Raw genomic sequence first — 22687 nt, 5'->3', positions numbered from 1 at the left:
GCCCAGTACGAGGCCGGTTTTTTTCCGACAGAAGTTTTCACTCCCCGGCTTTTGCTAAAGCGGGCTTGCTCTCAGACACCCCTCACTCTACACCCGCGCAGAAATCATCAACTGGTATACCTATTTTTGTATATCTTTGAATTTTATTGAATTACCCCTGACGAGATATATAAATAGACACTTGATTTGCATCAATTGCCCGCCCCGACTGACTGGGTAGCCTAGCCTCAGAATGATGTTTTATTACTCCAAACTAGAGGCAATCATGAGCAAAGTCAGACTGGTCGTTGTGGGCAACGGCATGGTGGGGCACCGCATCATCGAAGAGTTGATCGAGCGGGCCGACCCGGGCCGCTACGAGATCACCGTCTTCGGTGCAGAACCCCGTCCCGCCTACGATCGCGTCCATCTCTCCTCCTACTTCTCCCATCACACCAGCGAAGATCTCTCCCTCGTCAAACCCGGCTTCTACGACAAGCACGGCATCCGCCTGCTGCTCGGCGAAGCGGTGAAAAAAATCGACAGGGCCAACCGCGAAGTGCACTCCAACAAGGGCACTGTGGTCGGGTACGACAAGCTGGTGCTGGCCACCGGCTCCTACCCCTGGGTGCCGCCCATTGCGGGCAGTCAGCACCACGAGTGCTTCGTCTATCGCACCATCGAGGATCTGAAAGCCATTCGCAGCGCCGCCAAGAGCAGCAAGAGCGGGGTGGTGATTGGGGGCGGTCTGCTTGGCCTTGAAGCGGCAGGTGCCCTCAAGGCGCTGGGTCTCGAGACCCACGTGGTTGAATTTGCCCCTGTGCTGATGGCCGAGCAGCTCGACGGTCAGGGCGGCCAGCTACTGCGCCGCAAGATTGAATCCATGGGCGTGCAAGTGCACACCAGCAAGAGCACCAGCGAGATCCTGATGCATGGCGGCGAACAGGCGAAACACCGCCTCGCCTTCGCCGACGGCAGCCAGCTTGAAGTGGATGTGGTGGTCTTCTCCACCGGCATTCGTCCGCAAGATACGTTGGGCCGCTACGGTGATCTCGCCATCGCCGAGCGCGGCGGCATCGTCATCGACGATCACTGCCTCACCTCCGACCCCGACATCTACGCCATCGGCGAGTGCGCCGCCTGGCAGGGCCGCTTCTTCGGGCTGGTGGCGCCGGGCTACAAGATGGCCCAGATCACCGTCGACCATCTGCAGGGCGGCGACAGCCGTTTCGAAGGGGCGGACATGAGCGCCAAGCTCAAGCTGCTCGGCGTCTCCGTCGGCTCCATCGGTGATGCCCATGGCCGCACCCCGGGCAGCCACAGCTATGTGTTCCAGGACGATCAGGCTGGCGTCTACAAGAAGATCGTGGTGAGCGAAGACAACAGCCGATTGCTCGGCGCCGTGCTGGTGGGTGACGTGGAAGATTACGGCAACCTGCTGCAGATGATGCTCAACGCCCTGCCGCTACCGAGCCACCCGGACACCCTGATCCTGCCCGCCTACGCCGGTGCCAAGCCGACGCTGGGGGTGGATGCCCTGCCGGAAAGCGCCCAGATCTGCTCCTGCTTCGACGTCTCCAAGGGCGACATCGCCAAGGCGGTGGCCGAGGGTCACACCACCCTTGCCGCCATCAAGCAGCACACCAAGGCCGGTACCGGCTGCGGCGGCTGCGTGCCGCTCATCAGCCAGGTGCTCAACGCCGAGCTGGTGAAGCAGGGCATCGAGGTCAACAACCACCTCTGCGCCCACTTCCCCCACTCCCGTCAGGAGCTGTTCCATCTGGTCAAGGTGGAGGGGATCAAGAGCTTCGACGAGCTGCTGGCCAAACACGGTCAGGGCTATGGCTGCGAGGTGTGCAAACCGACCGTCGGCTCCATCCTCGCCTCCTGCTGGAACGAGCATGTGCTGAGCCCGCGTAACATCCCGTTGCAGGACACCAACGACATCTTCCTCGGCAACATGCAAAAAGACGGCAGCTACTCCGTCATCCCGCGCATGGCCGGTGGCGAAGTGACTCCGGAAGGGCTGCTGGCGGTGGCCGAAGTGGCCCGCGACTACAAGCTCTACACCAAGATCACCGGCGCCCAGCGCATCGGCCTGTTCGGGGCCCAGAAGGATGACCTGCCCGCCATCTGGCGCAAACTGCTGGCAGCCGGATTCGAGACCGGTCAGGCCTACGCCAAGGCACTGCGCATGGCCAAAACCTGCGTCGGCAGCACCTGGTGCCGCTTCGGCGTGCAGGACAGCGTTGGCCTCGGGGTCTTCCTCGAGAACCGCTACAAGGGCATTCGCACCCCGCACAAGATGAAGTTCGGCGTCTCCGGCTGTACCCGCGAATGTGCGGAAGCCCAAGGTAAGGATGTCGGCATCATCGCCACCGACGCGGGCTGGAACCTCTATGTGGGCGGCAACGGCGGCATGAAGCCGCGCCACGCCGATCTGCTGGCGTCTGACCTCGACCGCGAAACCCTCATCAAGCTGATCGACCGCTTTATGATGTTCTACGTCACCAGCGCCGACAAACTGCAGCGCACCTCGGTCTGGCTCGGCAATCTGGAAGGGGGCGTCGACTACCTGCGCGAGGTGATCGTCGATGACAAGCTGGGACTGGCCGAGACGTTGGAGCGCGATATCCAGCGTCTTATCGACAGCTACGAGTGCGAATGGTCGCGCACCCTCAATGAAGAGGAGGCGTTGCAGCGATTCAGCCACTTCATCAACAGCGACAAGCGCGATCCCGACGTTCAGTTCGTTGCCGAGCGCGACCAGCACAGACCCGCCACTCCGGCCGAACGCATCCCCGTCTACCAGATCGAGGTGGAAAACAAATGATGAAACTTGCCTGCCAACTCAACGACATCCTGCCGGGAACCGGTGTCTGCGCTCTGATCGAGGGTCGCCAGATCGCCCTGTTCCGCCCGAGCGCGGCCGCCGAGGTGTTCGCCATCGACAACCGGGATCCCTTCTTCGCTGCCAACGTGCTGTCACGGGGCCTGATCTGCGAACACGACGGCAAGCTCTGGGTCGCCAGCCCGCTCAAGAAGCAGCGCTTTCGCCTGAGCGATGGCCACTGTTTCGACAATCCCGCCATGTCGGTTCAAAGCTACCCCGTTGAAGTGCGCGACCAGCAGGTCTGGGTCGCCGTCTAAGCCGATTTCACTCTCTTTCGGGCTGCCTGTGGGCAGCCCTTTCAAGGACTCACAAGATGTACACGGAAACCATTAACAAGTGCGCCGCCAACGCGGCCCGCATCAACCGCTTCGAGCGCAGCGACAAGCTCGGCTTCTGGCTCAGCTCCGCCATGGCGGGGGCCTATGTGGGCCTCGGCATCATCCTCATCTTCACCCTCGGCAATCTGGTGGATCCCGCCATCCGGCCGCTGGTGATGGGAGCCACCTTCGGCATCGCCCTGACGCTGGTGATCATTGCTGGCTCCGAGCTGTTTACCGGCCACACCATGTTCCTCACCTTTGGGGTGAAGAGCGGCAAGATCACCATGGCCGACCTGCTGCGCATCCTGCCGCAGACCTGGGCTGGCAACCTGATTGGCTCCATCGTGGTGGCGCTCATCTACTCCTACGGCGGCAGCCTGCTGCCGGACGCAGGCAGCCTGGCCCACAAGGTGGCGCTGGCCAAGACCCAGGCCCCGGCGCTGACCCTGTTTATGAAGGGGATCCTCTGCAACTGGCTGGTCTGCCTCGCCATCTGGATGGCGCTGCGCACCGAAGGGGCGGCCCGCTTCATCGCCATCTGGTGGTGTCTGCTGGCCTTTATCGCTTCCGGCTACGAGCACTCCATCGCCAACATGACCCTGTTCGCCCTCTCCTGGTTTGGCGCCCACTCCGAGGCCTACACCCTGGGCGGCATCGGCCACAACCTGCTGTGGGTGACCCTGGGCAACACCGTCTCCGGCGTCCTCTTTATGGGCCTCGGCTACTGGTATGCCACCCCCAAGGCTGAGCGCCCGGTCGCAGTGAGCGAGACCACCAGCTCCGCCAACCAGACCCGAACCGCCTGATCCGGAGGCCCCATGGACTACTTGCCCATCTTTTGCCGACTCGACAACAAACCCGTGCTGCTGGTCGGCGGCGGCGAGGTGGCAGAGCGCAAGGCGCGTCTGCTGCTGGATGCCGGTGCCCACCTCACAGTCGTAGCGCCCAAGCTCGACCCCGAGCTGGCGGAACTGGCGGCCAACGGCAGCATCGAGTGGCTGGCCGGTGAATTTATGCCGGAACAACTAGCGGGCAAGTGGCTGGTGGTGGCCGCCACCGATCGGCGCGAGGTGAATGCGCTGGTTTACCAGAGCGCCAATCAGGCGCGGATCTTTGCCAACGTGGTGGATGACCCGAAACGATCCAGCTTCATCATGCCGTCGATCATCGATCGCTCGCCGCTGATGGTAGCCATCTCCTCCGGCGGCAAGGCACCGGTGCTGGCCCGGCTGCTGCGGGAAAAACTGGAAGCCCTGCTGCCGCAACATCTGGGGGCCGTGGCGGCCTTCGCCGGCAGCCTGCGGGAACGGGTCAAGGCCCGCTTCGCCAGCATGGGCGAGCGGCGTCGCTTCTGGGAGCGGCTGCTCGGGGCGGATCGGCTCGGTCAGGCGCTGGCGCGGGGCGATAGCGCCTCTGCCCACCAGCTGGCCGACAGCCTGTTTGCCAATGAAAGCCAGACCGGAGGCGAAGTGGTGCTGGTGGGTGCTGGCCCCGGCGATCCTGGTCTGCTCACCCTGCACGCCCTGCGCCAGATGCAGCAGGCGGACGTGGTGGTCTATGACCGGCTGGTCTCCGACGAGGTGATGGCGCTGGTGCGCCGGGATGCCAAGCGCATCTTCGTCGGCAAGCAGGCGGGCAACCACTGCGTGCCGCAGGAGGGGATCAACCAGCTCTTGCTGGAGGAGGCGAAGAAGGGGCAACGGGTGGTGCGGCTCAAGGGGGGCGACCCCTTTATCTTCGGCCGGGGCGGCGAAGAGCTGGAGACGCTGGTCGGCAGCGGCATCGGTTTTCAGGTGGTGCCGGGGATCACTGCGGCCAGCGGCTGCGCCGCCTACGCCGGCATTCCGCTGACCCATCGCGACCACGCCCAGAGCGTGCGCTTCGTCACCGCCCACGGCAAGGGGGGCGCCAGGGATCTCGACTGGCCGCTGCTGGCCAAGGACAAACAGACTCTGGTGTTCTACATGGGGCTCTCATCCTGCGCCACCATCCGCGAGCAGCTGCTGGCCCACGGCAAGGCGGGCAACACCCCGGTGGCGCTGATCGAGCGCGGCACCCAGCCCTGCCAGCGGGTCATTCGCGGCACCCTCGATGAGCTGCCCACGCTGGCGGTGGGGGTCGAGAGTCCTGCCCTCATCATGGTGGGCTCGGTGGTGACCCTGGCCGACCGGCTCGCCTGGTTTGGCGAGGCACCACAGGCTCAGCGAGCCCTCGCCTGAGGTATCCTCGGCAACTCACCATGAGGCCACCAGCAGGTGGCCTCACTTTTACCTCTCTCTTCTCCTATCACGGTCATAACCTGTTGTTTTAAGTCTGGTATCCTATGGGCATTGAGCCCTTGGCTACCATCTCAGGAATTCATCCCATGTCTCTTCCCATCAAGAACAGCGCCCGGCAGCGCGCGGATGACAGATCCCGCATTCTCACCCTGCTGCTGCGCGATGATGCCCTCACCGACAGCCTGCTCGATCCGCAGGTGGTGCAGGATGCCGAGCAGCGCGATCAGACCAGCGAACTCACCGCGCTGGTCAACGGGTTGCCCGCCGCCGACGTCGCCGATGCGCTGGAGTCGCTGCCGCCCGATGAGCGTCATGCCCTGTGGGTACTGGTGGAGGAGGAAAAGCGCGGCCAGATCCTGGTCGAAGCCTCCGAGACGGTGTGGGACAGCCTCATCAGCGGGATGAGCGACAAGGAGCTGCTGCACGCCCTGCGCACCCTGGATATCGACGACCAGATCTATCTGGGCCAATACCTGCCGCGCAACCTGATGGGGCGGCTGCTCACCTATATGGCCCCCGCCGACCGGGATCGGGTGCGGGAGGTGATCCGCTACGGCAAGCACACCGTCGGCGCCATGATGGACTTCGAGATCATCACCATCCGCCCCGAGGTGACGCTCGCCACGGTGCAGCGCTATCTGCGCCTGCGCGGCAAGATCCCCGCCAACACCGACAAGCTGTTCGTCATCGACCGGCGCAACCACCTGCTGGGTGAGCTGGCCCTCACCACAGTACTGCTGCACAAGCCCGCCACCCTGGTGAGCGACGTGATGGAGCGGGATCCGGTCACCTTCGATCCGGAGGATAACGATGAAGCGGCGGCCCGCACCTTCGAGCGGGATGACCTGCTCTCCGCCGCCGTGGTGGATGGCAAGGGCAAGCTGATGGGCCGCCTCACCGTCGAAGAGGTGGTGGACCTGGTCTATGAAGAGAGCGACACCGACCTGCGCCGGATGGGGGGTATCAGCGAGGATGAAGACGTATTCGCGCCCGTCTCCAAGGCGGTCAAGACCCGCTGGGCCTGGCTTGCCATCAACCTCTGCACCGCCTTTGTCGCCTCGCGGGTGATCGGCCTGTTCGAGCACACCATCTCCCAGCTGGTGGCACTGGCGGCCCTGATGCCCATCGTCGCCGGGATCGGCGGCAACACCGGTAACCAGACCATCACCATGATAGTGCGGGCGCTGGCGCTGCAGCACATTCAGGCAGGCAACCTCTCCTTCCTGCTGCTGCGGGAACTTGGCGTCGCCTTTATCAACGGGCTGGTGTGGGGCGGCACCATGGGCATCGCCACCTATCTGCTCTATCAGGATGCGGCGCTCGGCGCCGTGATGACCCTGGCCATGATGCTCAACCTGCTGGTGGCCGCCCTGATGGGAGTCATCATCCCCATGACCATGACCCGACTCGGCCGCGACCCGGCAGTCGGTGCCAGCGTGATGATCACCGCCATCACCGATACCGGCGGCTTCTTTATCTTCCTCGGGCTGGCGACCCTGTTCCTGCTGTAACCAGCCACTCAAACCATAAAAAACAGGCCCACCGAAGTGGGCCTGCTGTTATCTGTGTGATCGGGAATATCGCGATAAAAGGCGCTACTCCCGCTCCTTCACATAAGGTGTACCAAGTGCCTTGGGTGCCACCGCGCGGCCGATAAAACCGGCCAGCAGGAACACGGTCAGGATGTAGGGCAGTGCCTCGATGGCCTGCACCGGAATGGCGAAGCCACCGATGCTGACCCCTTGCAGGCGGATGGCGACCGCATCGAGGAAGCCGAACAGCAGGCAGGCGGCCATGGCATTCCAGGGACGCCACTTGCCGAACACCAGGGCCGCCAGCGCCATAAAGCCCTTGCCCGCACTCATGTTGGGGATGAACTGGGCCGTCTGGGCCACCGCCAGATAGGTGCCACCGATACCGGCCAGCAGACCGCCGATGAGGAGCGCGGTGTAGCGCATCCGCACCACCGAGATACCGGCGGTATCGACCGCAGCCGGCGCCTCGCCCACCGCCCGCAGCCGCAGACCGAAGCGGGTACGGAACATCACCCACCAGGCCAGCGGTACGCAGGCGAACGCCACGTACTCCAGCAGGGAGTGGCCGCTCAGCAGCTCGCTGTAGAGCTGGCCGATCACCGGCACATCCCACAACTCCTTGGCATAGGGCAGATCGATCGGGGCGAACCGGGCATCACCGGAGAGCGCCGGAGTCTGGCCACCCTGATCGAACCAGTAACGGCCCAGGGTGACGGTCAGACCGGCCGCCAGAATGTTGATGGCCATGCCGCTCACCACCTGATCACCGCGGTGGGTGATTGTGGCAAAGCCGTGCATCAGGGCAAACAGGATGGAGACTCCCACCCCGGCACCCAGACCTATCCAGGCAGAACCGGAGACCGCCGCCGCCGCACCACTGGCGAACGCCGCCGCCAGCAGTTTGCCTTCCAGCGCGATGTTGACCACCCCGGAGCGCTCGCAAAACATGCCCGCCATGGCGGCGAGAATGAGGGGCGGCGCGGTACGGATGGTCGCATCCAGCATCAGGATCAGAATTTCAAACATGATCAGACTCCTTTAGCTTGCGCGGCTGAGCGGTTGGCAAACGCCAGATAGAGCTGCTCGATGCGCGGACGCATCATGTGCTCAAGGGCGCCACAGAACAGGATCACCAGACCCTGCAACACCACCACGATGTTGCGGTCGACACCGAACTCGAAGCTGAGCTCTGCGCCCCCCTGATAGAGGAAACCGAACAGCAGGCTGGCGATAATGACGCCGACCGGATGGTTGCGCCCCATCAGCGCCACCGCGATACCGGTGAAGCCGAACCCTTCCACGAAGTTGAGCTTGATCTGGTGCAGCTCCCCCTGCAGCACGTTGAGGGCAAAGAAGCCCGACAGCATGCCGGAGATGACCATGGCCAGGATCACCACCTTGGGATAGGAGATACCGGCGTAGGCGGAGGCGCTCTGGCTGGCGCCGACCGAGCGGATCTCGTAACCCCAGCGGGTGTGCCAGATAAAGACCCACACCAGCGCCGCACAGATCAGCGCCCAGAAGAAGCTGATATTGAGCGGGCTGTTGGGGATCTCCATCCCGAACAGGTTCGCCAGCCCGCTCATCTTGGGCAGCCAGCTTGCCTCGGCAAATACCTTGCTCTCGGTCGCCATCGAACCGGGCGGCTTGAACACCTCCACCAGCAGATAGGCCATCAGCGAGGCGGCGATGAAGTTGAACATGATGGTGGTGATCACGATATGGCTGCCGCGCTTGGCTTGCAGCCAGGCCGGAATAAAGGCCCAGGCCGCACCGAACAGACCACCGGCAATGATGGAGAGCGGCAACAGCAGGGCAAACGGCAGCACATCACCGAGCATCAGACAGACCAGACCGACACCGAGCCCGCCGATATAGGCCTGACCTTCACCACCGATATTGAACAGACCGGCGTGGAAGGCGACCGCCACCGACAGACCGGTAAAGATAAAGCCGGTTGCGTAGTAGAGGGTGAAGCCGACCCCTTCACCTGTGCCGAACGCGCCGTACCACATGATCTTGGCGGCATCGACCGGGTTGATGTCGAGGTAGTAGAACAGAATGGCTGACACCAGGAAGGCCAGCAGGATGTTGACCGCAGACAAGACGCCTACGGAGACCCAGGCAGGAATACGTACTTGGCTCATCAGTGGGCCTCCTTGGCAACTTCGTCCGGCACTATGTTCGCCATCATCAGACCAATGGTGCGCTCATCCGCCTTGGCACCATCCAGCTCGCCGACGATGCGACCATCGGCAATGACCAGAATCCGGTCTGCGAGGCTCATGATCTCGTCCAGCTCCACCGAGACCAGCAAGACGGCCTTGCCCTTGTCACGCATGGCGATGATCTGCTGGTGGATATACTCGATGGCGCCGATGTCGACCCCGCGGGTCGGCTGGCCAATCAGCAGCACATCCGGGTCCTGCTCCACTTCACGGGCGATCACCAGCTTCTGCTGGTTGCCACCGGAGAAGTTGGCGGTCTTGTGATCGGGATGGGGCGGGCGCACGTCCCACTTCTCCATCTTGGCCTGACAATCCTGCTGGATCGCCTCCTTGTTCTGCAGCCAACCCTTGTTGTATTGCGGACGGCGGTGATAACCGAGAATGAAGGCCTCTTTCGCCTCGAAGCGGTTGATCAGCCCCATCTTGTGGCGATCTTCCGGCACATGGCCGAGGCCGTAGTTGCGCACCAGCTCGGGATCGGCCGGGTGCTCCGCGCTCACCTTGTGCACGCCGCTGCGGCTGCTGATGGTAAAGCCACCCTTGCTCGGCTTGAGAATGCCGCCAAGCAGACTGAGCAGTTCGGACTGACCGTTGCCGGAGACCCCGGCGATGCCGACCACTTCACCGGCCCGCACCTCGAAGCTGACCGATTTGACCCGCTCCACCTTGCTGGCATCGACGTAGCTGAGCCCTTCGATCTTCAGCTTGGCTTCACCGGGCTGGGTTGGCCCCTTGTCGACCTTGAGGCGCACCTTGCGGCCCACCATCAGTTCGGCCAGTTGCTCCTTGTCGGTATCCTTGGTGGCGACGTGTGCCACCATCTCGCCACGGCGCATGATGGAGACCTGATCGGTAATGGCCAGGATCTCCCTCAGCTTGTGGGTGATAAGGATGATGGTTGCCCCCTGATCCCGCAGCTTTTTCAGCACCTCGAACAGGTGATCCGCCTCTTGCGGGGTCAGTACCCCGGTCGGCTCGTCGAGGATCAGGATGCGGGCGCCGCGATAGAGCGCCTTGAGAATTTCGACCCGCTGTTGCAAGCCAACCGGCAGATCTTCGACCTTCTCGTGCAGCGGCACGTCGAGGCCATAATCCCGCGCCAACTCGCCGAGCAGCTTCTCTGCCGACGCCACGCTCTGCTGAAGGTGCCAGCCGTTCTCAGCGCCGAGGATGACGTTTTCCAATACGGTGAAGTTATTGACCAGCATGAAGTGCTGGTGAACCATGCCCACGCCTGCGGCAATCGCATCTTGTGAGCCATGGGGTTTAAAAGGATTCCCGTCGATCAGCATCTCGCCTTTGTCGGCATGGTAGAAACCATAAATGATGCTCATCAGGGTGGACTTACCGGCGCCATTTTCGCCGACAATGCCGTGGATACTGCCTTTGCGAACCTTAAGGTCGATCAGCTTGTTGGCGTACACTTCGCCGAACCGCTTATCGATACCTCTTAATTCGATGGCATAGCGATCTGTCTGGTCCATGATGCAGCCCTGCGTTTCATGAAATAAGACTAAAAACCGGCCCGTGCGGGCCGGTGGTGCGTTGAGAGTCGTAGCAACTATCTAATTAGTATTTGCAGGTGTTATCGCTCATGTAGTCATGAACCTTGACCTTGCCAGCGATGATTTCAGCCTTGATGGCATCTACCTTGGCTTTCATTTCCGGGGTAATCAGCTTCTCGTTGTCCTTGTCGAGCGCCCAATCCACACCGCCTTCGGCCAGACCCAGGTTCTTGATACCCGGCTTCCACTCGCCTTTGGCAGCGTCATCCCAGGTCTGGTAAGCGGCCAGACCCACAGACTTGACCATGGAGGTCAGCATGGTGCCCGGTTGCAGGTGGTTCTGGTTTGAGTCCACACCAATGGCGAACTTGCCGCTGTCCTTGGCTGCCTGATAGACACCGATACCGGTACCGCCAGCTGCGGCGTAAACCACATCAGCCCCCTTGGCGAACTGGGACTTGGCCAGCTCGGCACCTTTGGCCGGGTCAGCAAACGCGGCCGGGGTAGAGCCCGCCATGTTCTGGAATACTTCGATCTTCGGATTGACGAACTTGGCACCCTGCTCGTAACCGCACTGGAATTTGCGGATCAGCGGGATATCCATGCCGCCCACGAAGCCGACCTTGCCGCTCTTGGAAGCGATGGCAGCCAGCGCGCCCACCAGGAAGGAACCTTCATGCTCCTTGAAGATGACGGACTGGACGTTCGGCTTGTCGACCACCATGTCGATGATGGTGAACTGGGTTTTCGGGAATTCGGTCGCAACCTTCTCTACCGCAGAACCCATGTTGAAACCGACCGCCACGATCGGGCCGTTGCCACGGCTGGCCAGACGACGCAGACCCTGCTCGCGCTGGGCTTCGTTCTGGGGTTCAAACTCTTTGACCTTGACGCCCTTGTCCTTGTTGTAGAGCTCGACGCCGTTACGGAACACGGCTTCGTTGAATGATTTGTCATACTTGCCCGCGGTGTCATAAATGACGGCTGGCTCGGAAGCAGCCTGAGCAGAAAGAGCAGCGAGAGTGAGGGAGGCCACGGTGGCCAGCTTGAGCACTTTAGTCACGATCGTATCCTTGATTGTTATTAAGTGAGGGAACTTGCTTGCCTGTCAGAGCAGGCTATCTAGCACGCAGGCTTACTCTAAGTCAGCCCCGATGCGGGTCAAGCAAATGATAAGGGAAAAACGTTTGCGTTAACGGTTTGAATTCTAAGCAAATAACCTTATAAGCAGTTGTTTTTTAGCTACTTTTCAGTTTTTTATGCTAACAACCAAAAGACCCAAACGACATTTCTCTTATTGTTCAGCAAGTTACTGTAAACCGTTTTCCCCTCTTATTCATCCAGCCCCCCGGCAAGCCCGTGATCCGGCTCGCAAAATCCCCACAAACCGCTCGAGCAAGAGTTGGCTACAGCTGGAAACGACCAACACTCACAGACCCTCTCTCTAATACTCTCCAGTCAACATTCCCTAACCAACAATCAGCCCCCACCTCCACTTTGTTGAGCAAGCTCACAATTCATATGAACTCGAGATCCAGATCAAGTTGAAAACAATATGAGCCCCTGTATGATGCCCGCCGCATGGATCTCAAATGAAACTAACAAAAACATCAATTGGGCTTCTTTTGCATCAATTCATGCCACCCATTCTGACTTCCTCAGCCAGGTGCCGGTGACATATGCATCGTTGTTTCAGGAAAATAAAAATGAAAAAAAATATTCTGGCTTTATCGGTTGTGACGGCGTTATCCAGCTTGGCGCTGGCAGGTTGTGGCGGTGGTGGCGACGGTGCCAGCACAGATAATGGCAATAACAGTGGCAATGGTGGAAACGCCACCAAACCTGCGTTGACCGCCACCTTTATTGATAGTGCGGTAGCCGGTTTGAACTACAAATGCGGCAATTACAGCGCGTTAACCAATGAGCAAGGCCAGTTCCTCTTTAATGACGGTGACACCTGTACCTTCAAACTGGGCTCAATCCAGCTTGGGGAAACTCAGGTTAAAAAGGGACAGACCCAGGTAACCCCATACACCATCGCCGAAAAGGGTGACAAAGATCGCGCCATTCGTATCGCCGCCCTGCTGCAAACCATGCACACAGATGGTGATATCCGCAATGGCATTATCCTGAACCCAGAAGATACCAAAAAGCTCGGCAACCTGAACTTTGATAACGACATTGATTTTGAAACCAGCCTGAATGAAGCCCTGAAACAGGCACAGCTCGACAAAAAAGTGGTTGATATCAAAGCAGCCGAAGCACATATGAATGACTCGCTGGCCAAAGCTAATGGCAAGTCTGCCGCCGTAGATTATGTACTGCGCGACCTAGTGGAACAGAGCAAGCATTGGGAACAGACTGACTTCGAAAATACGCTGCGCGGCTATAAAGATCGCTTAAGCACCGAAGCAGATGAGCAAGGCACAACCGATCGCCAGATCATGCTGGCGATTATCGCCATGATGGAAGTGACCAACGACCCAATCGTCAGCAAGCGCTTCGATGTTACACCATCACAGACTGGACAGGGTTATACCACCATGCTGGCGAAAGTGCTGGATGCAGTGGTTAACCATGCTCGCCTGGCCGCCAAAGAGGCCACTGGCAATACCAAGGACGTAGCAGACCTGCTGGCGAAATATGCCGTCAAGATGCAGGAAACCGCCAACAGTCTGGGCAACATTGTTAACCCGGAGTACAAGGCAACCTACGGCGATAGCGATGAACTGACCCTCTCCTACGATCAGGTTCGCGCCCTGCGTGCCAGCGCCATCGCTATGGCTTCTGGTCTGAATATCATGGCCGCATACCACTATGGTGATGATCGTCACCTGCAACCCAAAACTGAAGAGTTGTCAGTACCCATTCTTAATTTTGAAGAGACCGGCATTGCACACATCTACGATAATCCAGCCTACCCATGGTTTCAGGGGAATCAAAGTAGCTGGAAATTTTCTCTCCTGAATACACAGATCACCGCAGAGTACAGTGATGCTGATGTGAATCCCGCTCTGCTCTGGCAAGACCCCCAATTTTTTGTAATCAATCAGGCCGACCGTCTCAAGCTGGCTCGTACCCAACTGGCTGAAGCCGCCAAGCTGACTGCCAATCTGGGGAATGCCCTGACATCTCTGCATCTCGATGCAGAAGAGGCCAAGAACACCCTCAAGCTGGCTGAAGCACTGGATAAACACCTGAACGGTCAGCAAGCGAGCGTCATCGTCGATTCCACCAATGGTAACGGCATCTCCGTCAAACTGGATTTGAACCCCTTCTTCAGCGAAGGGCTGGATCGTAATGACGTCGATGTACTCGTTGGCGAAGGCACCTGCGAAGAGAACATGGGTTCCTACTCCGAAGAGTACTCCAAGATGATGGGCAACCCGGTTTGCGGGTTGAGCCCAGCAGAAGTTGCTGCCATTCAGGAGAATAACTTCTGGATCATGCCGCAACTGAGTTTCAAAGTTGAATACACCTCAGACTTCGTCCAAAACGAGTTCGATCAAACGGCAAGCTACATCATGCACGTCACTCGCACTCCGGTTGTTCCCTACCATACCGAAGTCACTCTGAAACCCCGTGAAGGCTCTACCTTCGGCAAGGTCTTCCTGGAGTGCCGTCGTACCGAAAACGGCCAGTCTGACGTCGTAGATTGTGCTGCACTTCAGTAATCTCAATAGCCCGAGCATTGTGGCACTGCTTGCCACAATGCTTATCAGCTTCACTCCGGGCGCCTTGGCGCTCGGAGTGACTGAACACTACCGTGACTATTCGAACGCTGTATACGATGAGCAAGGGATACTTGTTTATCGTATTTACGCCCGCGAATTTCATCGTGAGCTCCTTCCCAAAAAGCTCTCGCTGCTCAGCCTATTCTCCATACGCGCTGTCAATAACCAGCGATCACACTACGAGCAGGGTGTATTACTGCTGGGCGACTGCCCACTCTATTTTGAAAAAGCCTATCTGAACGAAATGAAACTGCGCCTCTATCGAGTTCACGGCACGCTGCCCGAAGGTAACGTGGTCGCAGCCGAGATGAGTTATCAGATAGCCACCCATGAACTGGCAGGAGAAGACCTAACGCTCACCCCAACAGGTGAACAACGGCTGCTCCGAAAACGCCACTATCAAAAACAACAACCTGTGCCACCTAGGGAATCATGCATTTCAGGATCGACGGAACTTCCGTATAATCCCCGCCTGTATAAATAAACAGGAGTGGTGATGGACGTTTCAACCCTGCTCGACGGGCTCAACGACAAGCAAAGAGATGCCGTTGCGGCGCCCCGCAGCAACCTGCTGGTGCTGGCCGGTGCCGGTTCGGGCAAGACCCGGGTGCTGGTGCACCGTATCGCCTGGCTGATGCAGGTGGAACGCTGTTCACCCTTCTCCATCATCGCGGTCACCTTTACCAACAAGGCGGCGGCCGAGATGCGCGGCCGGGTCGAAAAAGTGATCGGCGACGGCGTGCGCGGCATGTGGATCGGCACCTTCCACGGTATCGCCCACCGCCTGCTGCGGGCCCACCATCTGGATGCCGGCCTGCCGCAGGATTTCCAGATCCTCGACTCCGACGACCAGTACCGGCTGATCCGCCGGGTGCTCAAGGCGCTCAACCTCGACGAGAAGCACTGGGCCCCCCGCGCCGTGATGGGCTACATCAACGGCAAGAAGGATGAGGGCTTGCGCCCCGGCGACATCGACCTCTACGGCGACCCCGTCACCCGCACCTATCAGCAGATCTACAAGACCTATCAGGAGACCTGCGATCGTTCCGGTCTGGTGGACTTTGCCGAGCTGCTGCTGCGCGCCCACGAGCTGTGGCTGAACAAGCCGCACATCCTCGAGCACTACCGCGACCGCTTCCAGAACATCCTGGTGGACGAGTTTCAGGATACCAACGGCATCCAGTACGCCTGGCTGCGGATGCTGGCGGGCAACAGCGGCAAGGTGATGATCGTCGGTGACGATGACCAGTCCATCTACGGCTGGCGCGGCGCCAAAATCGAGAACATCCAGCGCTTCCTGACCGACTATCAGGGCGCCGAGACCATCCGCCTCGAGCAGAACTACCGCTCCACCGCCAATATCCTGAAAGCCGCCAACAGCGTCATCGCCAACAACGCCGAGCGTCTTGGCAAGGAGCTGTGGACCGAAGGGGCCGAGGGCGAGCCGATTTCGCTGTACGCCGCCTTCAACGAGGTGGACGAAGCGCGCTTCGTAGTCGGCCGCCTCAAGGATTGGAAGGAAAAAGGCGGCCTTCTGGCCGACTGCGCCATCCTCTATCGCTCCAACGCCCAGTCGCGGGTGCTGGAAGAGGCGCTGATGCAGGACGCCATGCCTTACCGCATCTACGGCGGCCTGCGCTTCTTCGAGCGGCAGGAAATCAAAGACGCCATGGCCTACCTGCGGCTTATCAACAACCGCGGCGACGACGCCAGCTTCGAGCGGGTGGTCAACACCCCGACCCGCGGCATCGGCGATCGCACCCTCGAGATCCTGCGCGGCAACGCCCGCGATCAGGGGCTCAACCTGTGGCAATCGGCCAAGGCCCTGCTCAACGACAAGGTGCTGACCGGTCGCGCCGGTAACGCGGTGCGCGGCTTTGTCGAGCTGATCGACGCGCTGGAGGAGCAGGTCGCCATGCTGCCGCTGCACCAGCAGGCGGATATCGCCATCCAGAACTCCGGCCTCAAGGCGATGTATCTGGCGGAAAAAGGCGAGAAATCCCAGGCGCGGGTAGAGAACCTGGACGAACTGGTCACCGCCTGCCGCCAGTACCAGCGCCCGGACGAGCTGGAGGATATGAGCGATCTATCCGCCTTCCTCGCCCACGCGGCGCTGGAATCCGGCGAGAATCAGGCGGACGAATATGCCGATGCGGTGCAGCTGATGACCCTGCACAGCGCCAAGGGCTTGGAGTTCCCGCTGGTGCTGCTGGTCGGTGTGGAAGAGGGGATGTTCCCCAGCCAGCAATCCACCGAGGAGTCGGGCCGGCTGGAAGAGGAGCGCCGCCTCTGTTACGTCGGCATGACCCGCGCCATGGAGAAGCTCTACATCTGTTATGCCGAGAGCCGCCGCATCTACGGCCGCGAGATGTTCCACAAACCGAGCCGCTTTATCCGCGAGATGCCCGCCGAGTGTCTGGAAGAGATCCGGCTGCGCACTCAGGTCAGCCGCCCCACCCAGTACGGCCGCTTTAGCCAGAACGAGGTGCAGCAGAGCTTCGACGCCAGCGGCATCAAGCTCGGCCAGCGGGTGCTCCATCCGAAATTCGGCGAAGGGGTGGTACTCAACTTCGAAGGGGTCGGCCAGCAGAGCCGGGTGCAGATCCAGTTCGACGACGTCGGCGCCAAGTGGCTGGTGACGGCGTATGCGAGATTAGAAGCACTCTGATTTTTCCCGCCTTTTGATACAACCAACCCGGCTTAGGCCGGGTTGATTTTTATATTGCCTATCGCGACAACTTTAAATACGCAATCGTCCGAATACGCTTCGCTATTCGAACCTACAGCTGTGTTTAAACTGTGGAAGAACAATATTTGCCCCATATTGGATAAGGTATATTCAACTTAATTTTGCTATTAAAAAAGCACCCTTATCGCAAGCAAAAAAAGTTATTTAAATTTTCCATCCTCGATCGGGAGACTTGTATTTAGCGGAGCGGACGAATGAAAACCCGCTCAGTGTGAGTGGATACTAACAGATAGCAAGGGACTCACAATTTATCCACAGCGCGTCAGTTATCCACACATTGCAACTCTGTCTCTGCACCATTATCTTGTGTTACGAAGCGACAGGAGCACCACATATAGTGGTTTTACATCAACTAAGGAGCAACTCATGTTGAGAAGTGAAGTATCAAAACCTATCCCGGGCGAAACTGTGCCCATCCCATGGCAAATAATGGAGGTCATCCATGCCAAAAAGGCCACGACGTTCACGTCGTTCAACACCAAAGACTACAAATGATAAAGCCACCCTTCCAAAATGGATCAGGTGGCTCATATCAGGGTTCCTAGACGCTTTAAGACAAAAGCTTGTAGGATTTGTGTTTTTACTTCTGCTTAGTGTAGTCCCGCACGATTTCAACGATTACTTTTGGTCTCGCACACCAGAAGCAACCAAAGTGCAGTATTACCAGATCTAACCAAGGGCCTTCGGGCCCTTTTTTACACCCTTAACTTACAATTTGTGAGTCAAATGTGTAACCGGAATCATGGACAATCGTGACCTAGCCGTCAATGAAAATATATCACTATTTGTGATACCCCAACGTTCAGAGAAGCACAAAAACACAATATATTCATATAGTTAAATGACGCAGGGCCGTAGGTTCGATTAGCGAAGCGTAATCGGACGATCGAGTAATCGGACGTTTAACCCTTGATAGGTTTACTCCAATCCCCCCAACGCCCCATCCACCGACCCACACCAATCCTGCGGATAGACGCCACTCGCCACGTAACGATGGAAGGTGGAATACGGCCAATCTGCCACCCGGGTGACATGACCATGCTTGAGCGGGTTGATATGGACGTAATCCATATGGTGGCGGTAATCCTGCTCATCCCGGATCAGATGTTCCCAATAATGGCGCTGCCAGATGCCCCGCTCGCCGTGGCGTAACCGGGTCTGGCTGCGCCGCTCGTTCACTGGCAAGGTGCGGGAAAAGTGGCTTTTGATCAGCCGCCAACGCAGGGGGAAATCGCTGTCCCCCTCCGGCAAAGAGAGAATGCAGTGGAGATGGTCGGGCAACACCACCCATGCATGAATGGCGAAGGGGTGAGCCTGTTGCACCTTGGCAACGCTTTGGCGCAGCAGGTCGATCTGCTCCACCAGCAACCGGTTGTTGCGCCGCTCCAGCAGGTTGACGGTAAAGAACCAGGTTCCTCCGGGCCACCATGCCCGCCGCCAATTGGCCATCCTTTTCCCCTCGTTGAGACCGAAAAGCCAAGCATAGTCTTACCTCACGTCGATCTGCTTACGGGCCATGATGGTGCGGATATTCCATTGCGCGATCGTCCGATTACGCTTCGCTAATCGAACCTACATGGACAGGAAATCTGGAACACCCACTTTCGGGCAAAGGCGTAACTGGTGGAGCTACGCCTTGTTTTTGGTGAAAGCCTTTGGTCACTTGACCAACTTGCTCTCCATCACCCCTTGTTTGCCTTCCTCCTCACTGACCTGGCTCAGCTTGGAGCGGGCCATCAGCAGGCCCATCTTGACCTCCTGCCAGACGTAGTAGTTTTTACCCGCCTCGGTACTGAGGGTCAGGGTGGCATCGTTCTCCGACTTGGAGGTGATGGTGTGGCTGCCCGGCGTCACCTGCTTGAGGATATAGGTGTGGGCCACGGTATCGCCAACCGCCATACCATCCACCAGCAGCGGCATTTTCACCGCCGCACCGAAGGTCTCGTTGCGATAGATATAGAGGTTGGCCGCATCCTTGGGCGCCACAAACTGCTTGGCCTGGGCGTCTGCGGTGGCATCGGCCATGGGTACGGAAGCACAACCGGAAAGCAGCGCCGCCGACAGCAGGGCGGCACTCATCATTATTTGCCTGAACATAGTCGTTATTTTTTAGTGAGTTAACGGGGTTTAAAGGTTCGCATGAGCCTGCGCTGGCTGACAATCGCTCAAATCGGTTGGGGTGTGACCCGGTTCAATTTTCCAGCATTTGGTGGGATGAAGGGGGGAACTCAGAAACCCGGCCGCCAGATGGGGCGCGACGGCCGGGTGAATTGTAAAGAGTAGGGTGACAGGGAAAGGGATCAGCCTAGTCTAATCAACTCGATGGGGGCGTAGCGCTCACCGGAGTTTGCCAGCAGCACGCACTTCTCATGCTCCGCCTGATAGGGGGTCATATTATCGGTGTGGGCCTCTTTCAGAAAATCGACTGCGCCAGTGGCGGCAATCATCACGCGCTGACCCAGGTTCAGCACATTGCGGTTACGGTCATAGATCTTCATTTCATTCTCCTTTTCTTGTGTCCTGGCGGATGCGCAGGCGTCTGTCCAGGACAACGGCATTCAGCCTACGCCTCTGAAAAAAGGTGATTTATGTCACAGATCAAAAAAGGGGCAGAGAGAGACTCATGGGGCGAAAAAGCGAGCATGGCCAGCGGCTGTCGCGCGCAATGGCACTGCCCTGCCCTTTTCGTCGTGGTGGGCTCGAACCCGGCAGCGGTTGGGGTATATTGGTGGCCGATTAGCCAGTCTCATTCACTGTGGCCGCGCAAGCGGGCCGCTGTTTCAACAAGATGGAGAGTGCTCATGAATCGCGACATTACCGCCCAGTTCATCAAGATGCTGACCAATCTGGATCACTGCCTGGCCAAGGCCGAGGCCCACGCCGAGGCGAAGCAGTTCAACGTGGAGAACTTCTTCGGCGAGCGGCTGATCGTCGATATGCTGCCGCTGTCCAAGCAGGTGTTGATCTGCTGCGATTCGGCCCGCGCCGTGGTCGCCACCGCCAGCCACAGCGAGCTGCCGGCCATGGGCGATGATCCCAAAACCATGGCGGATCTGCGCGCCCATATCGGCAAGACCATCAGCTATCTGCAAGGCAAGCTGGAGGCGGACTACAGCCAGTATGCCAGCGGCCGTTACGTGCCCCACTGGGCGGGCGGCAAGGGGATGGATGGCCATACCTGCGTCCATGAGTACGGCATTCCCAACTTCTACTTCCACCTCACCATGGCCTACGCCCTGCTGCGCCGCGCCGGGGTCGATCTCGGCAAGCGCGACTATCTGGGCGGGCTCAACCTGCAATAAGCGCTGCACGCCACTGGCGGCAAACAGATAGCAAAAGCCTGCCACGCGGCAGGCTTTTTTATGCCGGATGGTGCAGGGCTGGTGCGCAGAAAGGCTGCGCCCTAGAAGGGACCGTTGCTCTCGCGCAGCTTGTCGGGCAGGCCATCGTGATCCCCCAGCTCACGCTCGGGCACGTCATCCCAGTGCAGCTTGCCGAGGGTGATATTGCGCTCGGGGTGCACGGCGTAGTGGATGCGGTTGTCCTCCCGATCGGTATCGCCAATGCAGAGCAGCCGGACAGTCTCTTCGGTGTTGTTGATAAAGGCGTGGGCCAGCCCGTCACCGGCCTTGAAGCCGACCGAGTCGCCCGGTTGCAGCCGATAGAGCACGCCATCGAGCCAGACATCGGGGGTGCCTTCCAGCACGTGGACGAACTCGTCCTCGGTCTTTTCGGCGTGGGGCCAGCTGGTGCGGTGGCCGGGCTCGACGATCTCGTGGTGGATGCCGATGCGGCTGAAGCCAAAGTGCTTGCCGAGGGCGCAACCGCGCGACAGGGGCTCCTGACTGCCGGAGTAGTAGCGCGGCGTCTGCTCTTGCAGCTCGCTCCAGTGTTTGATGCAGGGGTGGCGATTCATAGCGGTTCCTTTTCTATGAGGATGCAGTCACGGGAGGGGTCATCCTGACTGTCAGAATGCGGGGAGAAAAGCAGAAATTTTCTGGTCAGATGAGCCCCTCTGACGAGGGGCTCAACAAGCAGGAATTACTTGGCCTTGACGCAAGGCAAGGGAGGAAGCTCGCCCTGTGCAGCCGGGCGGGTCATCTGGTAGTTGCCGGCAAGATCCCGATAGACACGGGTGTTCCACACCTCTCCGTTGTCGAGCTGGAACTCGATGTCGTAGTTGACCCCGGAGACCACCTGGCTGCGCACCTCGCGGATGCTCTGCAGTTTGGCGGCCGTGTTCATGCGAGCCAGCACGCTGGCCAACGCAGCCTCCCCTTCAGCATTGGGCAACGGCTGACTCTGCCAGCCACCCGCCATCGGCGCACACTCCGGCGTGGGTGACGAGGTGCTACAGGCACTCAACAGGCCAGCAACAAGGATGGGTAACAACACGCGTTTCATATCATTTTCTCCTGCCTGCAAAATGACCACCTTATCAACATCTTGCCATTATTGCAGCCCAAAAGGCTCCCGCTGCGCCCCGCTTGGACGCACCAATCGTTCAGCGCCCCAGATTGTCCGCCAGCTGTTTGGCGCGGCTGGCCGCCCACTGGTCGATCATCTTCTCCATCTCCCCGGCGGTGATGGGCTCATCCTTGTGGGTGGTATCCGTACTCTCACGGGCATCCATCACCCGCACCAGCAGCTTGCCACTCTGGGAGTCGAGCAGTTGGGCCATGCTGCCCACCTTGAGCAGATAGGGCTCCTTGCCGATCACTTCGCGGGTGACGTTGATGGCGATCTTGGCTGGCAGCAGGTCACGCAGCTTGGGGTCGGGGCGGGTCAAGTCGAAGTTGGTGACGGCGGCCTGGATCCGCATCACTTTCGGGCCGGGGGCAGTGGCGATCTTGACGCCCTGCTTGATCAGCTCGCTCTGGAACTTGTCGTGGTAATAGCGGCCAATCTGGTTCTGTTCATTGGCGGTCAGCAGATACCATTGACCGTTCTCTTGCCGGATAAACTGCAGCGGATCGAGCAGCACTTCATTGTATTGGCGCAGGTCAACGCCCGGCTCCTTGTAGACGCGCTGATTGGGGTTGCTCTCGCTCTGCTGGAAGGCTGTCAGCGGGATCGCCTGCAAGCTGTGGGATACCTGATTCTTGACGGCGCAGCCACCCAGAAGGGCCGCAGCCACGGCAACCATCACGACCTTTTTCATATTTGCTCCTGCATTTTACTGTTTGTTTTTGCTGTGGATTTCGCACCACATGGCTGGAGAACCCGTGCCGGATGCCGCCAATGTCACAGAGAAATAACCTATTCATCACCTTCCCACAAGGGACAGATCAGGATTGTTCAGCTCACATCCAAGTTGTCACAATTGAGGCACTTTTGTACAGGGTCAGCCAGGGTATGAGCGGCAATCTGGCGAGTGTTCGGTTGTTTAATCCGGCTAAATGGGGCTGCGGTAAGCGCTCAGTTTTTTCAAACGATGTGGGCCAGCGAGCGGCGTGAGTTGAACG

The 22687-nt window shown here is 59.2% G+C and carries 19 protein-coding genes; 9 read left to right on the top strand and 10 right to left on the bottom strand.

Features of this window, described 5'->3' with window-relative positions; translation table 11 throughout:
- Nucleotides 1–265 precede the first annotated feature (265 nt).
- The 5 genes from nirB to mgtE all read left to right on the top strand — a co-directional run bounded on the left by nirB (nt 266) and on the right by mgtE (nt 6982).
- Complete coding sequence (gene nirB, locus ACTG19_RS13555; protein ID WP_439989163.1) at nt 266–2812, top strand: nitrite reductase large subunit NirB; 2547 nt, start codon at nt 266–268, stop codon at nt 2810–2812.
- On the top strand, nt 2812–3129 hold the full coding sequence (nirD, locus tag ACTG19_RS13550) for a nitrite reductase small subunit NirD (protein ID WP_236398698.1): 318 nt from the start codon (nt 2812–2814) through the stop codon (nt 3127–3129). Before nirB ends, nirD begins: the two co-directional genes overlap by 1 nt.
- Nucleotides 3130–3185: 56 nt before the next feature.
- The gene (nirC, locus tag ACTG19_RS13545; RefSeq protein ID WP_236398605.1) at nt 3186–3998 is read left to right on the top strand and encodes a nitrite transporter NirC; all 813 of its coding nucleotides are present in this window, start codon (nt 3186–3188) and stop codon (nt 3996–3998) included.
- Nucleotides 3999–4010: 12 nt separating this feature from the next.
- The gene (gene cysG / locus ACTG19_RS13540; RefSeq protein ID WP_439989162.1) at nt 4011–5411 is read left to right on the top strand and encodes a siroheme synthase CysG; all 1401 of its coding nucleotides are present in this window, start codon (nt 4011–4013) and stop codon (nt 5409–5411) included.
- Between the two features lie 146 nt (nt 5412–5557).
- Nucleotides 5558–6982, top strand: coding sequence for a magnesium transporter (mgtE, locus tag ACTG19_RS13535; RefSeq protein WP_088868183.1), 1425 nt, complete (start codon nt 5558–5560; stop codon nt 6980–6982).
- Nucleotides 6983–7066: 84 nt separating this feature from the next.
- On the opposite strand, the gene ACTG19_RS13530 is transcribed toward mgtE, so the two are convergent.
- The 4 genes from ACTG19_RS13530 to ACTG19_RS13515 form a co-directional block, all read right to left on the bottom strand.
- Nucleotides 7067–8032 (bottom strand): ABC transporter permease, encoded by a 966-nt coding sequence (locus ACTG19_RS13530; RefSeq protein ID WP_021230728.1) that lies wholly within the window; start codon nt 8030–8032, stop codon nt 7067–7069.
- Nucleotides 8033–8034: 2 nt separating this feature from the next.
- Nucleotides 8035–9153, bottom strand: coding sequence for an ABC transporter permease (locus ACTG19_RS13525; protein WP_005357011.1), 1119 nt, complete (start codon nt 9151–9153; stop codon nt 8035–8037).
- Nucleotides 9153–10718: an ABC transporter ATP-binding protein gene (locus tag ACTG19_RS13520; protein WP_043821432.1), complete on the bottom strand. Its 1566-nt coding sequence runs from the start codon at nt 10716–10718 to the stop codon at nt 9153–9155. The genes ACTG19_RS13525 and ACTG19_RS13520 overlap by 1 nt, the downstream gene beginning before the upstream one ends.
- Before the next feature lie 85 nt (nt 10719–10803).
- Nucleotides 10804–11802, bottom strand: a complete 999-nt coding sequence (locus ACTG19_RS13515; RefSeq protein WP_005340803.1) for a BMP family lipoprotein — start codon at nt 11800–11802, stop codon at nt 10804–10806.
- Between the two features lie 643 nt (nt 11803–12445).
- Here ACTG19_RS13515 and ACTG19_RS13510 point away from each other — a divergent pair.
- From ACTG19_RS13510 to uvrD, 3 genes are read left to right on the top strand one after another with little or no spacing between them, the layout of a single operon-like run.
- Nucleotides 12446–14413: a hypothetical protein gene (locus ACTG19_RS13510; RefSeq protein ID WP_113740194.1), complete on the top strand. Its 1968-nt coding sequence runs from the start codon at nt 12446–12448 to the stop codon at nt 14411–14413.
- Between the two features lie 19 nt (nt 14414–14432).
- Nucleotides 14433–14957 (top strand): hypothetical protein, encoded by a 525-nt coding sequence (locus ACTG19_RS13505; protein WP_162628437.1) that lies wholly within the window; start codon nt 14433–14435, stop codon nt 14955–14957.
- A 12-nt stretch (nt 14958–14969) separates the two neighbouring features.
- Nucleotides 14970–17141, top strand: a complete 2172-nt coding sequence (gene uvrD, locus ACTG19_RS13500; RefSeq protein ID WP_041209786.1) for a DNA helicase II — start codon at nt 14970–14972, stop codon at nt 17139–17141.
- Nucleotides 17142–18140: 999 nt separating this feature from the next.
- Here the strand turns inward: uvrD and ACTG19_RS13495 are convergent.
- The 3 genes from ACTG19_RS13495 to ydfZ form a co-directional block, all read right to left on the bottom strand.
- A complete protein-coding gene (locus ACTG19_RS13495) occupies nt 18141–18671 on the bottom strand; it encodes an REP-associated tyrosine transposase (RefSeq protein WP_113740197.1) in 531 nt (176 codons plus the stop codon).
- 210 nt (nt 18672–18881) lie between these two features.
- Complete coding sequence (locus tag ACTG19_RS13490) at nt 18882–19319, bottom strand: DUF2846 domain-containing protein (RefSeq protein ID WP_017788673.1); 438 nt, start codon at nt 19317–19319, stop codon at nt 18882–18884.
- Between the two features lie 203 nt (nt 19320–19522).
- Nucleotides 19523–19720: a putative selenium delivery protein YdfZ gene (gene ydfZ, locus ACTG19_RS13485; protein WP_005342516.1), complete on the bottom strand. Its 198-nt coding sequence runs from the start codon at nt 19718–19720 to the stop codon at nt 19523–19525.
- A 303-nt stretch (nt 19721–20023) separates the two neighbouring features.
- On the opposite strand from ydfZ, the gene ACTG19_RS13480 reads away from it, so the two are divergent.
- Entirely contained in the window at nt 20024–20524 is a 501-nt protein-coding gene (locus tag ACTG19_RS13480; protein ID WP_113740198.1) for a DUF1993 domain-containing protein, read from the top strand.
- Nucleotides 20525–20625: 101 nt separating this feature from the next.
- On the opposite strand, the gene ACTG19_RS13475 is transcribed toward ACTG19_RS13480, so the two are convergent.
- The 3 genes from ACTG19_RS13475 to ACTG19_RS13465 all read right to left on the bottom strand — a co-directional run bounded on the left by ACTG19_RS13475 (nt 20626) and on the right by ACTG19_RS13465 (nt 22383).
- The gene (locus tag ACTG19_RS13475; protein ID WP_019445003.1) at nt 20626–21138 is read right to left on the bottom strand and encodes a cupin domain-containing protein; all 513 of its coding nucleotides are present in this window, start codon (nt 21136–21138) and stop codon (nt 20626–20628) included.
- 125 nt (nt 21139–21263) lie between these two features.
- Nucleotides 21264–21626, bottom strand: a complete 363-nt coding sequence (locus tag ACTG19_RS13470; RefSeq protein WP_042054283.1) for a cystatin domain-containing protein — start codon at nt 21624–21626, stop codon at nt 21264–21266.
- Between the two features lie 100 nt (nt 21627–21726).
- Nucleotides 21727–22383 carry a DUF3313 domain-containing protein gene (locus ACTG19_RS13465; protein WP_110304241.1) on the bottom strand — a complete coding sequence of 219 codons (657 nt, stop codon included), beginning with the start codon at nt 22381–22383 and terminating at the stop codon, nt 21727–21729.
- Nucleotides 22384–22687 lie beyond the last annotated feature (304 nt).

Origin of the sequence: Aeromonas sp. 3P, assembly GCF_051919745.1 — a bacterium.
Classification (GTDB): Bacteria; Pseudomonadota; Gammaproteobacteria; order Enterobacterales; family Aeromonadaceae; genus Aeromonas; species Aeromonas veronii.
Note: the sequence above shows the minus strand (reverse complement) of the source record. Positions and strands in the feature narration are given on the sequence as shown.